The sequence below is a fragment of the Listeria weihenstephanensis genome, from assembly GCF_003534205.1.
Classification (GTDB): Bacteria; Bacillota; Bacilli; order Lactobacillales; family Listeriaceae; genus Listeria_A; species Listeria_A weihenstephanensis.
In genome coordinates, this window is record NZ_CP011102.1 from 385,260 (window position 1) to 398,260 (window position 13,001).

Sequence of the window (13,001 nt, forward strand, 5' to 3'; positions counted from 1 at the left end):
CATGGTGATGACAGATCCTATCGCAGATTTTCTAACTCGTATTCGTAACGCCAATATGGTACGTCACGATAAATTAGAAGTTCCTGCTTCAAAAATTAAAAAAGAAGTCGCTGAAATCCTTAAAAAAGAAGGTTTCATCCGTGATGTTGAGTATATTCAAGACGACAAACAAGGTACAATCCGTGTTTTCCTTAAATATGGTGCAGCTAACGAGCGTGTAATTACTGGACTTAAGCGTATCAGTAAGCCAGGTCTTCGTGTTTACGCTAAAGCTGATGAGGTACCAAAAGTACTTAACGGTTTAGGTATTGCAATTGTTTCTACTTCTCAAGGTTTGTTAACAGACAAAGAAGCTCGCGCTAAACAAGTGGGCGGAGAAGTTCTAGCATACGTTTGGTAAGAAAAGAAAATCACAAGGAGGTGCGATAAATGTCCCGTATAGGTAAAAAACCTATTGAAATTCCAGCTGGTGTTACTGTAACACTAGATGGTTCAACTGCTACTGTTAAGGGCCCTAAAGGTGAGCTTGTAAAAACTTTTAGTCCCGAAATGACTATCAATATCGAAGGAAGCGAGATCACTGTAACTCGTCCTTCTGACAATAAAACACACCGTGCGCTTCATGGTACGACACGTGCTATTTTAAATAACATGGTTGTCGGTGTATCTGAAGGCTACGAAAAAACTCTTGAGCTTATTGGTGTAGGTTACCGTGCAGCGAAACAAGGTACTACTCTTGTTTTAAACGTAGGTTACTCTCATCCAGTAGAATTCGAAGCTCGTCCAGGTGTTGAAGTTGAAGTACCAGCGAATACGAAAGTTATCGTTCGCGGTATTAACAAAGAACACGTTGGCGAATTGGCTGCAAATATCCGTTCCGTACGTCCACCAGAGCCTTACAAAGGTAAAGGTATCCGTTACGAAGGAGAATTTGTACGTCGTAAAGAAGGTAAAACCGGTAAATAATACCGCATAAAGCTAAGAGAAGAGGTGAGTCGTGTGATTACCAAAATCGACAAAAATAAAGTGCGTAAAAAAAGACATGGTCGTGTTCGTTCTAAGATTTCTGGAACAGCAGCTCGTCCACGCTTGAACGTATTCCGTTCAAACAAGAACATTTATGCTCAACTTATCGATGATGTTAACGGTGTAACAATCGCTAGCGCATCTAACGTAGATAAAGATTTCCCTAAAGCTGAGTCAAAAGTTGACGCTGCTACAAAAGTAGGAGAAATCGTTGCAAAACGCGCTACAGAAAAAGGCGTTAAAGCTGTTGTATTTGACCGTGGAGGCTATTTGTATCATGGTCGTGTGAAAGCTTTAGCTGAATCTGCTCGTGAAAATGGATTGGAATTTTAATAAGAAGGAGGGACAACTTACATGCCTCAACAAATCGATGGAAACAAATTAGAATTAGAAGAACGCGTAGTTACTATCAACCGTGTTGCGAAAGTAGTTAAGGGTGGTCGTCGTTTCCGTTTTTCAGCGCTCGTAGTCGTTGGCGATAAAAACGGTCATGTTGGATTCGGTACTGGTAAAGCACAAGAAGTTCCAGATGCTATCCGTAAAGCAATTGACGATGCTAAGAAGAATATGATCTTCGTACCAACTGTTGACACTACAATCCCACACACAGCAATCGGTCATTTTGGTGGTGGAGAAATTCTCCTAAAACCTGCAAGCGCCGGTTCTGGTGTAACTGCTGGTGGTCCAGTTCGTGCTGTCCTTGAGCTAGCTGGTGTTGCTGATGTGTCTAGTAAATCACTAGGATCTAACACACCAATCAACATGGTTCGTGCTACTTTTGACGGTATCAAACAACTTAAAAAAGCTGAAGATGTTGCGAAATTACGCGGCAAAACAGTTGAAGAATTACTAGGATAAGGAGGGAATAAACGTTATGGCGAAATTAGAAATCACTCTAAAACGTAGCTTAATCGGACGCCCTCAACCACAACGCAAAACAGTTCAAGCTCTAGGCTTGGGAAAAACTAATTCTGTTGTTGTAAAAGAAGATAATCCTGCAATTCGTGGGATGATCACTAAAGTTAGTCATTTAGTGGACGTTAAAGAAGTTTAAGCTATTAATTATTAAAATGAATAAAATCGTAAATAGGAGGAGGTGCTTGACATGAAACTTCACGAACTTAAACCTGCAGAAGGTTCTCGTAAAGAGCGTAATCGTGTTGGTCGTGGTATGAGTTCTGGTAACGGTAAAACATCAGGACGCGGTCACAAAGGTCAAAAAGCACGTTCAGGTGGCGGTGTACGCCTAGGCTTTGAAGGTGGACAATTACCATTGTTCCGTCGTATTCCAAAACGTGGTTTCACAAACATCAACCGCAAAGAGTATGCTGTTGTGAACATTGATGTTTTAAATCGCTTTGAAGATGGTACAGAAGTAACACCTGAATTATTAATTGAAACAGGTATCGTTCGTAACGCAAAATCTGGAATTAAGATTTTGTCTGACGGCGCAATCGAGAAAAAACTTACAGTGAAAGCTAACAAATTCTCATCAGCTGCTAAAGAGGCTATCGAGGCTGCTGGTGGAAAAACTGAGGTGATCTAATGTTTTCGACGTTGATCAATTTTTTCAGAGTTGCAGACATTCGTAAGAAAATCATGTTTACGTTAGCTATGCTTGTCATTTTCCGTATCGGGACTTTTATTCCGGTACCGGGAGTGGACGCAGCTACAATTCAAAAATCGATGGAAACAGGGATTCTAGGATTCTTGAACACTTTCAATGGTGGTGCGCTGAAGAACTTCTCGATCTTCGCGATGGGTGTTATGCCTTACATTACCGCATCGATTATCGTGCAACTATTACAAATGGATGTTGTGCCCAAACTTACTGAGTGGTCAAAACAAGGTGAGATGGGACGTAAGAAATCCAACCAATTGACGCGTTACTTAACGATTGGACTAGGGCTTGTCGAAGCATTCGGTATGGCTTTTGGTTTCAATAGATTGGCGGGTTCAGGCTTTATTATAAATCCTTCTATCCCTCAATACTTGGCAATTGCAGTTGTTCTTACGACTGGTACAATGTTCCTGATGTGGTTAGGTGAACAAATTACTGTGAGTGGCGTTGGTAATGGTATTTCCATTATTATCTTTGCTGGTATCGTAGCTCGTATTCCTGATGGCATACGCTCTCTCTACGTATCGCAAATTGAAGATGCTGGTGATCAGTTGTTCATGCGCGTTCTGATTCTTATCGCCATTGCCGTGGCAGTTTTAGCGATCATTGTGCTCGTTATTTACTTCCAACAAGCATTGCGTAAGATTCCAATTCAATACTCAAAACGTGTCGCTGGTGCAAAAACTGGTGGAGCGCAAGCAACGCATTTACCACTTAAACTTAACTCTGCTGGGGTTATACCGGTAATCTTTGCAAGTGCCTTTATCATTACACCGCAAACTATTTTGAGTTTTGCATTCGTTGACTCAACCAGCCAAGTTGTGAAAGTCTTAAAACAAATTTTTGACTATACGCAGCCGATTGGTATGTGTCTATACGTTGCCTTGATCATCGCATTTACTTACTTCTATGCGTTCATTCAAGTGAATCCTGAGAAAGTTGCAGATAACTTGAAGAAACAAGGTGGGTATATTCCAAGTAAACGTCCTGGTCGTGAAACACAAGAGTATCTTACTAGTGTGCTTTATCGTCTAACTTTTGTTGGTGCAATCTTCCTTTCTGTAGTAGCAATTATGCCTACAATTGGGGCGGCTGTATTCAACCTTCCGCAATCTATCGCCATTGGTGGTACGAGCTTGCTGATCGTTATCGGGGTAGCCCTTGATACAACAAAACAATTAGAAGGACAGCTTGTTAAACGAAATTACCGAGGATTTATCAAATAAACACGTGGGTCGGCAGGAGGGTTAAACTTCATGCCCCGACGTGCTACTAAATAAAGGGGCGATACAGTTGAAACTAGTGTTAATGGGACTGCCCGGTGCCGGTAAGGGTACGCAAGCTGAAAAGATTGTTGCAAAATACAATATTCCTCACATTTCAACTGGGGATATGTTCCGCGCAGCAATAAAAAATGGCACAGATTTAGGTCTGAAAGCTAAATCCTTTATGGATAGCGGCAATTTAGTTCCTGACGATGTGACAAACGGTATCGTTCGTGAGCGCTTAGCTGAAGATGATGCTAAGAATGGTTTCTTGCTTGATGGGTTTCCACGTACTGTTGAGCAAGCTGAGGAATTAGAAAGTATTCTTTCGGACCTCGGAACAAAGCTTGATGCTGTTGTTAACATTCAAGTAGATAAAGGCAGCCTGATGAAACGTCTGACTGGTCGGTGGATCTGTCCAACGTGTGGTAAAACGTATCATGAAGTTTTCAATCCTCCCAAACAAGCGGGGATTTGTGACATTGATGGTGCTACACTTTACCAACGTGAAGACGATAAAGCAGAAACTGTTGAAAATCGCCTAAATGTTAATATCAAACAAACGCAACCATTGTTAGATTTTTATGGTGAAAAAGGAACATTATTTGCGGTTAACGGAGAGCAAGACATTGATGTTGTGTTCGAAGACGTAGATAAGATTCTAGCTTCATTTTAAGAAATCATCGCTTATTTTACAGTCGGTACCTATGTAGTGCAAAATGTTTTGTTTTGTAGTATAATGGGTAATTGGCAGTGCAATGAGTAACAACTATGCGAAACATGATGAACGAGAGATTGTCTGAAGATCATCTGGATAAATAGGAATGCTACTGGAAATAGTGATATGAAGGCGTTCGAACTCGAGCCAGATGCACTTGTACTTCCATTTTTGCGGGACCGTACTTTTACCGATTGTCTGACGATGTATAAAATTAATTCCTTGTCGTGGGGAACAATTTTGGTATGTCTAGCGTTTTTTCATGTAATAAAATTTTACGCGAAAAGAAATGGCAGACCTGTAAATGGTCCAGTTAAAAAGAGTAAGGAGGTAGCAACTTATGGCAAAAGAAGATGTAATCGAAGTGGAAGGTACAGTGGAAGACACATTGCCTAACGCGATGTTCAAAGTTGTACTAGAAAATGGTCATACTGTTTTAGCTACAGTTTCTGGCAAAATCCGTATGCACTATATTCGTATTTTACCAGGTGATAAAGTAACGGTGGAACTTTCCCCGTATGACTTGACACGTGGCAGAATCACTTACCGTTTTAAATAAGAAATTATCGGAAATGAAATTATATACCGGTCTGGTTCGCCAGCTATTTTTCAATCGGTTTATAGAGACATTTTCTCTAGTAAACAAGGAGGTATATCTACATGAAAGTAAGACCATCAGTAAAACCAATCTGTGAGAAATGTAAAGTTATTCGCAGAAAAGGTAAAGTAATGGTAATTTGTGAAAATCCGAAACATAAACAAAAACAAGGATAAGAGGAGGTGCTTTTATAAATGGCACGTATTGCAGGTGTTGATGTTCCGCGCGAAAAGCGTATCGTAATATCTTTGACTTACATCTATGGTATCGGTAACCAAACGGCTAAAGATGTATTAAAAGAAGCAGGTGTTTCTGAAAATACTCGTACTCGTGATTTGACTGAAGAAGAACTTGGTAAAATCCGTGAACTAGTTGACAAAATTAAGGTTGAGGGTGATCTTCGTCGTGAAGTGAACTTGAATATCAAACGTTTGATCGAAATCGGTTCTTATCGTGGCATGCGTCATCGTCGTGGTCTACCAGTTCGTGGACAAAACACGAAGAATAACGCACGTACTCGTAAAGGCCCATTAAAAACGGTCGCAGGTAAGAAGAAATAATTATTAGTAAGTAAAGGAGGTAGTTTGTGAATGGTACGTAAAACTAATACTCGTAAACGTCGTGTGAAAAAGAATATCGAAGCTGGTATTGCACACATTCGTTCTACATTCAATAATACAATTGTAACGATTACTGACATGCACGGTAATGCAGTAGCATGGTCAAGTGCTGGAGCTTTAGGCTTTAAAGGCGCTCGTAAATCAACACCTTTCGCGGCGCAATTAGCGGCTGAAACGTGTGCAAAAGCTGCACAAGAACATGGTTTGAAAACTTTGGAAGTAACAGTTAAAGGACCAGGTTCAGGTCGTGAAGCAGCGATTCGTGCTCTTCAAGCTGCAGGTCTTGATGTAACTGCTATTAAAGATGTAACTCCAGTTCCTCATAACGGATGTCGTCCTCCAAAACGTCGTCGTGTCTAAGTAGTCGTATTTTGTTCGCAACTTTGAACTATTGTCACGAGATTCTTCATAGGGATCTTAGCCAAAGAGACGTTTTGAAGGAGGGTAAATTTGAATGATCGAAATTGAAAAACCGAAAATCGAGACGATTGAGATCAGCGATGATGCCAAGTATGGAAAGTTTGTTGTAGAGCCACTAGAGCGTGGATATGGTACAACTTTGGGTAACTCCTTACGTCGTATTCTGTTATCTTCTCTTCCTGGTGCTGCAGTAACGTCTATCCAGATCGATGGAGCGTTACATGAGTTTTCTGTAATCGAAGGTGTAGTAGAAGATGTAACTAGCATGATTTTAAATATCAAGAAACTTGCACTTAAAGTGTATGCCGAAGATGATAAAACTTTGGAAATTGATATGCAAGGCCCAGGAGTCGTAACTGCTGGCGATATTAACTACGATAGCGATGTTGAAATTCTGAATCCAGATCTTCATATTGCCACTCTTAGTGATAACGCAAAATTCCATGTACGCCTTAATGCGGCACGTGGTCGTGGTTATACACCTGCGGATCAAAATAAACGTGAAAACATGCCAATCGGTGTACTTCCAGTTGACTCGATTTTTAGCCCGGTTATCCGTGTTAACTATCAAGTGGAAACAACACGTGTTGGACAATCCACGAATTATGACAAGCTTACTTTTGACGTTTTAACAGACGGAAGTATTAGCCCTGAAGAAGCTGTTTCCTTGGGAGCAAAAATTCTTACAGAGCATTTAAATATTTTTGTTGATTTAACAGATGAAGCTCAAAAAGCGGAAATCATGATTGAAAAAGAAGAAAGCCATAAAGAGAAAGTGCTTGAAATGACAATTGAAGAATTGGACTTATCTGTTCGTTCTTACAACTGTTTGAAACGCGCTGGAATCAATACAGTACAGGAATTAGCTGACAAATCTGAGGATGATATGATGAAAGTTCGTAACTTGGGTCGTAAATCTTTAGAAGAAGTTAAAGTGAAACTGTCTGATCTTGGCTTAGGTTTACGAAACGAAAATTAATTTTTACTTTGTGAAGGAGGGAAATCCATGGGTTACAGAAAATTAGGTCGTACTAAATCGCAACGTAAAGCATTGCTACGTGATCTAGCGACTGATTTAATCGTTTTCGAACGTATCGAAACAACTGAAGCGAAAGCTAAAGAGATTCGTTCTGTCGTTGAAAAATTGATCACTTCTGGTAAAAAAGGAGACTTGCATTCTCGTCGTCAAGCAGCTGCTTTTGTACGTCACGAAGTTGTTAACGTGGTACAAAAAGAAGTGAAAGATAAAGATGGTAATACTGTGACAAAAAATCGTCCAGTTTACGCTTTACAAAAATTATTTGATGATGTTGCTCCACGTTACGCGGAACGTCAAGGCGGATACACTCGTATCATGAAAAAAGGTCCTCGTCGCGGTGATGGCGCACCAATGGTTATCATTGAATTAGTATAATTCATGTGTTAAAGCAAGTGGAGTGTTATGATAGAGCGGTTCGCCGTCTTTGTCTAGCTCTGTGTGTCTTCTCTCTCGCAAAAAGTGTGGAGAGAAGCGCAGGCTTTTTTTTGTTGTGAATCAAGGGGCAACCCTTATTCACTGTTACATAACGTAGAGATCGATCGCGAACTTTATGAATGACATGATACAAAAAAGCTAATCGTTTATGCGGTTAGCTTTTTTGTATGCGCTGGGATCAATTTGTATAGTATGGGGCACTTCCTGTATAATTGGGGAAGGACGGAGATGACGTTATGCGGAGTTCAACAATGAATCAGAAGTTAAATATTTTGCGGGCAGGTGTTCTTGGTGCGAACGACGGGATTGTTTCGGTAGCTGGAATCGTGATTGGAATTGCTGGTGCGACAACGGATATAGGGACTATTTTTATAGGGGGAATTGCTGGGCTTATAGCTGGTGCGCTTTCTATGGCTGGTGGAGAATATGTGTCTGTTAGTACGCAGAAGGATACGGAAGAAGCAGTCATCAATAAGGAAAAATTAGAGTTAACGAATGATTATCAAGGGGAAATTGAGGAACTTGCGGGTATTTATAAGGAGAAGGGATTATCAGATCGTTTGGCAAAGGAAGTTGCAACGAAGCTGATGGAAAAGGATGCATTGGCGGCACATTCGGAGGCAGAGCTTGGCTTGAAATTGAATGATTTTGCGAATCCTTGGCAGGCAGCGTTATCTTCTTTGGTTTCTTTTACAGTTGGGGCGATCTTGCCATTATTGGCGATTTTACTTTTACCGGCGGGGATTCGGATTTGGATGACGTTTGTCGTTGTCTTGCTGGCACTTGCTTTGACGGGTTATGTTAGTGCTTATTTGGGCGAGGCGCCAAAGCGAAATGCGGTTTTGCGGAATATGGTTGTTGGAATGCTGACGATGCTTGTGACGTATGGCGTTGGGACGCTGGTTGGTGCTTGAGTTATAAACGGTGATTCTGTTCTAGGTAATGTTTGCGTGCGTAGGAAATTGCAAAATCTTGAAACGCTTTCACAGCGGGTGGTAGGTAGTGATTTTTAAGGGTGGTAATATAGATGAATCGCTGATGTGCGGGCTCGGTGATGGTTAGGATCGCGACGGGATAGTGAGTGAGTGTGGAGATTCTTGGGATGACGGCGATGCCCTGGTTTGCTGCGACGAGTCCTGCAAGTGCGGAATCTTCTTCTACTTCAAATTTGATATTAGGTGTGATGTTGACCTCGCGAAATAGGCTGTCGATGAGAGGCCGCACGCCACTACTTGCGCTAAATGAGATGAATGGATAGTCTTGTGTATCTTTTAAGTTTATGGTCGATTTATGGGCTAGTGGGTGGTCCAGCGGAACAATGACGACCAGCTCTTCTTCGACAATGGGAATGAACTCCACGTCGGTTGTATCGGTGACCATGGAGCAAAGTGCAATATCGTATTTTTCCTCTTTCAGACCTTGAATGAGGTTATTTGTCGTGCCTTGTTGTAGGGAAAAAGTGATGTCGGGCTCTATTTTGGCAAATTCGCGAATCAGTGTTGGGACGAAGTGGGCGCCAAGTGTGTAGATGAAAGCTAGATCAACAACGCCTCCGGTTGCACTTGTTAATTTTCGGAGTTGCTCTTCGCCGCGTTCGAGTTCTGCGAGTGAGTTTGTGACGTAAGGTAGGAAAAAGCGTCCGTATTTTGTTAGTTTGACGTTGCGGCCTTGTTTTTCGAAGAGATAGGTGTTCAGGTCTTTTTCTAGTTCGGAAATGGCGTGGCTGAGACTTGGTTGTGAAATTCCGAGTTCGGCGGCTGCTTGGGTGTAGTGTTCTAACTTTGCGAGTGTGCGGAAATAGTGAAGTTGGCGTAGGTTCATGTGTTCTCCTCTTTTCTATGGGTGTGATGGAAGCTATAGATAAAAACTATGAATGAAGCTGAAAAAAAGTATTGGATATCGATATGATGCTGCGTTTATAATAAGAGTATAGACACGCGACATGTTTTATGTGAAAAGTATAACATGGATTCGTGACAATAACAATTTGGAATATTCACTTGGCGCGCATGAGAAGATTTCCAACAAAGACAGATGGATTTGTAAAGGAGTCTCAAAAATGAAGAAGTATCAGCATTTATTTTCACCTCTAACAGTTAAGCGGATGACGCTCAAGAATCGTGTTGTCATGCCTCCTATGGGTACGAATTTTGCGGGGCCGGATGGTTCGATGCAAGAGAAACATATTAAATATTATGAGCAGCGGGCAAAAGGTGGAACGGGCCTGATTGTTGTTGAGAATGCGGCGGTCGAGTATCCACTTGGTTCGAATGGGACGACGCAGATTAGGATTGATCATGATAGCTTTATTCCTGGAATGTATCAGTTGACGGAGCGATTACACAATTATGGTGCGTGTGTCGCGTTACAGATTAATCATTCGGGAGCTTCGGCGGTTGCGGAACGTATTGGGATGCAAGCTGTTTCGGCATCTGATATTCCTTCTAAGAAAGGTGGCGGGATTCCTCGTCCGCTAGAACAGGAAGAAATATTGGATATTGTGAAGTATTATGGGAAGGCTGCTAAACGTGTGCAAATGGCTGGGTTTGACGCTGTTGAGATTCATGCGGGGCATTCTTACTTGATTTGTCAGTTTCTATCGCCGCTTTATAACAAGCGGACGGATGAGTTTGGTGGTAGCATGGAAAATCGGACGCGTTTTGCACGGATGATTATTGATGAGGTGAGGGCGCAAGTTGGCCCATTTTTCCCGATTATGTTACGTGTGAGTGCGGATGAGTTTGTGAAGGGCGGTAATACGCTTGATGACACGCTTGCACTGCTCGAATTTTTGAATGACGAGGTGGATATTTTCAATGTTTCTGCTGGGGTCAATGATTCGTTGCAGTATCAGATTGATAAAATGAATTTGGCGGATGGATGGCGTTCTTATATGGCGAAGGCTGTGAAGGATAAGTTCGGAAAGCCGACGATGACGACGGGGAATATTCGTAATCCTGATGTTGCTGAGAAATTGGTAGCGGATGGTGAGGCGGATTTGATCGGTATGGGTCGTGGTCTGATCGCGGAACCTAAGTGGGTCGAGAAGGTGGCATCGGGAAATGAAGCGATGTTGCGTAAGTGTATTTCGTGTAATATTGGTTGCGCGGGGCATCGGATTGCGCTGAATCGGCCGATCTGCTGTACGATTAATCCGGATTTGATAAACGAGGATGCTTATTTGGAAAATCGCGTGAACAAACAGACGAATGTTGTGGTCATTGGTGGTGGAACGGCTGGGCTTGAGGCGGCTTGTACGGCGGCTGAGGTTGGATGCCAGGTGACACTATTTGAAGGACGAGATTATCTTGGTGGGTTGGCTCGTGATATTTCCTTTTTGCCTGATAAGGAACGGATTGGCGATTTTCCGGATTATCTGATAGAGCGAAGTCGTCGCTTGAAAAATTTGGTGACGTTGACGGGTGTGAAAGCGGACATTGCGACGCTTGATCATTATAAGCCGGATATCGTTGTGAATGCGACGGGATCGAAGCCAATTTTGCCACCGATTGCGGGATTGCTTGAAAATGTTGATAAATCAGGTGGTAAAGTGAAGTCGATTTCTGGTATGATTGCAGGGTTAGATGGATTTACTGATTTCGCTGACAAAAAGATTGTGGTTGTTGGTGGCGGAGCGGTTGGCTTGGATGTTGTTGAATTCTTCGCGGAACGTGGAGCGGCGGTGACAATTATTGAACGGTTGCCTGCGCTTGGCCAGGATTTGGATATGATCACGCGCTTGTCGATGATGCAAATGATTGATGATGAATCGGTGAGTGTGCGTCTGAATACTTCGTTGATGGAAGTTGGCGAATCGCATTTTAAAGTTTCCTTTGAAGATGTGGAGGAACAGCTAGATTTTGATTATGGTTTTGTTTGTCTCGGTATGAGGCCAGAGAAACCAGATCTAAGTGAACTTGAGAATTATTATGTGGAACAAGGCGTGGAGGTTGTGAATATTGGCGACAGTCGCGCGACGAGAAAGATACTGGATGGTGTTCGTGAGGGTAGGAATATTCTTAAGACGCTAGTAAAAATAGGTTCATTATAAGCCCAGCGTGACGATAAACGCTTATCTTCGTCGTTAAAGTCTCCGCCCAGGTGCTCGTGTACACATCGTACATTCCGCTCCAGTGCTCGACTTTGCCTAGAATATAAGCATTTCTCGCCAGGCTGGGGTTCAGCGGGAAATCGAGAATGACGGTTTTTCATGAATGCTAAGTTAGGTTGTTTAGAGGCTCCCACCTCTTTTATGACGAAGTATGTGAATGGCAGTGGTAATCCCCTTTATTACTGCTAATTCGATGCTTTTAAAAATTTTATTTGGTAGTAGATTTGGAATTTTAGATTTTTATGTTCAATAATACACATATGGGAAAGGAAGTTTTTAGAATGGCAGAACGTATTTCTGGGAAGACGCAGTTGATTGGATTATTAGGTACGCCGATTTCGCACAGTTTATCGCCGAAGATGCATAATGAGGCTTTTGCGAAGTTAGGATTGGATTATGTTTATTTGGCTTTTGATGTTGGTAATGAGCAGTTGGAGGACGTTATTAAGGGCTACCGGGCGCTTGGTGTTCGTGGAAGTAATGTGACGATGCCGAATAAGGTGTTGGTGAAGAAATACTTGGATAAACTGTCTCCGGCGGCGGAACTTGCTGGTGCTGTGAATACGATCGTGAATGATGATGGTGTTTTGACGGGGCATATTACGGATGGAACGGGATATATGCGCGCGCTTGTTGAGGCGAATGTGGATATTATCGGAAAGAAAATGACGATCGCTGGTGCTGGCGGTGCTGCGACTGCGATTTGTATTCAGGCGGCACTTGATGGCGTGAAGGAAATTTCGATTTTCAATAAGAAGGATGCGTTTTTCGATCGTGCGGAGCAAACAGTTCAGGACATTAATGCAAAAACGGATTGTAAGGCGCAGTTGTTTGATTTGGATGATGTTGATGCTCTGCGCGCGGAGATTGCGGACAGTGTCATTTTCACCAATGCGACGTCGATCGGTATGAAGCCGTATGTTGGACAAAGTGTTGTTCCAGATGCTTCTTATTTACGTCCTGATTTGATTGTGTCGGATGTTGTGTATATTCCAACGAAAAGTCATTTGCTAGGGATGGCAGAGGGTGTTGGATGTGAGACGATTAATGGACTAGGCATGATGTTATGGCAAGGTGCGAAGGCATTTGAGATTTGGACTGGGGAAGAAATGCCTGTGGATTATATTAAGGAATTGTTATTCTAAAAA

Annotated in this window: 18 protein-coding genes; 17 read left to right on the forward strand and 1 reads right to left on the reverse strand. The window is 42.2% G+C overall.

Going from position 1 to position 13,001, the window contains the following annotated elements:
• Position 1: 1 nt before the first annotated feature.
• The 15 genes from rpsH to UE46_RS01875 all read left to right on the forward strand — a co-directional run bounded on the left by rpsH (position 2) and on the right by UE46_RS01875 (position 8,656).
• A complete protein-coding gene (gene rpsH, locus UE46_RS01805; protein ID WP_036060280.1) occupies positions 2-400 on the forward strand; it encodes a 30S ribosomal protein S8 in 399 nt (132 codons plus the stop codon).
• 29 nt (positions 401-429) lie between these two features.
• Positions 430-966 carry a 50S ribosomal protein L6 gene (gene rplF / locus UE46_RS01810; RefSeq protein WP_036060282.1) on the forward strand — a complete coding sequence of 179 codons (537 nt, stop codon included), beginning with the start codon at positions 430-432 and terminating at the stop codon, positions 964-966.
• A gap of 33 nt (positions 967-999) precedes the next feature.
• Positions 1,000-1,359, forward strand: a complete 360-nt coding sequence (rplR, locus tag UE46_RS01815) for a 50S ribosomal protein L18 (protein ID WP_036065516.1) — start codon at positions 1,000-1,002, stop codon at positions 1,357-1,359.
• Between the two features lie 21 nt (positions 1,360-1,380).
• Complete coding sequence (rpsE, locus tag UE46_RS01820; RefSeq protein ID WP_036060286.1) at positions 1,381-1,884, forward strand: 30S ribosomal protein S5; 504 nt, start codon at positions 1,381-1,383, stop codon at positions 1,882-1,884.
• A 16-nt stretch (positions 1,885-1,900) separates the two neighbouring features.
• Positions 1,901-2,080: a 50S ribosomal protein L30 gene (rpmD, locus tag UE46_RS01825; RefSeq protein WP_003720933.1), complete on the forward strand. Its 180-nt coding sequence runs from the start codon at positions 1,901-1,903 to the stop codon at positions 2,078-2,080.
• A gap of 51 nt (positions 2,081-2,131) precedes the next feature.
• Complete coding sequence (gene rplO / locus UE46_RS01830; protein ID WP_036060290.1) at positions 2,132-2,572, forward strand: 50S ribosomal protein L15; 441 nt, start codon at positions 2,132-2,134, stop codon at positions 2,570-2,572.
• Positions 2,572-3,873 (forward strand): preprotein translocase subunit SecY, encoded by a 1,302-nt coding sequence (gene secY, locus UE46_RS01835; RefSeq protein WP_036060292.1) that lies wholly within the window; start codon positions 2,572-2,574, stop codon positions 3,871-3,873. Before rplO ends, secY begins: the two co-directional genes overlap by 1 nt.
• Before the next feature lie 67 nt (positions 3,874-3,940).
• Positions 3,941-4,588: an adenylate kinase gene (locus tag UE46_RS01840; protein ID WP_036060348.1), complete on the forward strand. Its 648-nt coding sequence runs from the start codon at positions 3,941-3,943 to the stop codon at positions 4,586-4,588.
• Positions 4,589-4,970: 382 nt separating this feature from the next.
• Complete coding sequence (gene infA, locus UE46_RS01845; protein ID WP_036060296.1) at positions 4,971-5,189, forward strand: translation initiation factor IF-1; 219 nt, start codon at positions 4,971-4,973, stop codon at positions 5,187-5,189.
• A 101-nt stretch (positions 5,190-5,290) separates the two neighbouring features.
• Complete coding sequence (gene rpmJ, locus UE46_RS01850) at positions 5,291-5,404, forward strand: 50S ribosomal protein L36 (protein ID WP_003156543.1); 114 nt, start codon at positions 5,291-5,293, stop codon at positions 5,402-5,404.
• A gap of 18 nt (positions 5,405-5,422) precedes the next feature.
• The gene (rpsM, locus tag UE46_RS01855; protein ID WP_036060303.1) at positions 5,423-5,788 is read left to right on the forward strand and encodes a 30S ribosomal protein S13; all 366 of its coding nucleotides are present in this window, start codon (positions 5,423-5,425) and stop codon (positions 5,786-5,788) included.
• A 30-nt stretch (positions 5,789-5,818) separates the two neighbouring features.
• A complete protein-coding gene (rpsK, locus tag UE46_RS01860) occupies positions 5,819-6,208 on the forward strand; it encodes a 30S ribosomal protein S11 (protein ID WP_036060306.1) in 390 nt (129 codons plus the stop codon).
• A 94-nt stretch (positions 6,209-6,302) separates the two neighbouring features.
• Entirely contained in the window at positions 6,303-7,247 is a 945-nt protein-coding gene (locus UE46_RS01865) for a DNA-directed RNA polymerase subunit alpha (protein ID WP_036060308.1), read from the forward strand.
• A 27-nt stretch (positions 7,248-7,274) separates the two neighbouring features.
• A complete protein-coding gene (gene rplQ / locus UE46_RS01870) occupies positions 7,275-7,682 on the forward strand; it encodes a 50S ribosomal protein L17 (RefSeq protein ID WP_036060310.1) in 408 nt (135 codons plus the stop codon).
• Between the two features lie 311 nt (positions 7,683-7,993).
• A complete protein-coding gene (locus tag UE46_RS01875; protein ID WP_233230964.1) occupies positions 7,994-8,656 on the forward strand; it encodes a VIT1/CCC1 transporter family protein in 663 nt (220 codons plus the stop codon).
• Position 8,657: 1 nt separating this feature from the next.
• Here UE46_RS01875 and UE46_RS01880 read toward each other — a convergent pair whose 3' ends face one another.
• A complete protein-coding gene (locus UE46_RS01880; protein WP_036060314.1) occupies positions 8,658-9,563 on the reverse strand; it encodes a LysR family transcriptional regulator in 906 nt (301 codons plus the stop codon).
• Positions 9,564-9,801: 238 nt separating this feature from the next.
• On the opposite strand from UE46_RS01880, the gene UE46_RS01885 reads away from it, so the two are divergent.
• Positions 9,802-11,793, forward strand: coding sequence for an oxidoreductase (locus UE46_RS01885; RefSeq protein WP_036060316.1), 1,992 nt, complete (start codon positions 9,802-9,804; stop codon positions 11,791-11,793).
• Positions 11,794-12,134: 341 nt separating this feature from the next.
• Entirely contained in the window at positions 12,135-12,998 is an 864-nt protein-coding gene (locus tag UE46_RS01890) for a shikimate dehydrogenase (RefSeq protein ID WP_036060319.1), read from the forward strand.
• The last annotated feature ends 3 nt before the right edge of the window (positions 12,999-13,001 follow it).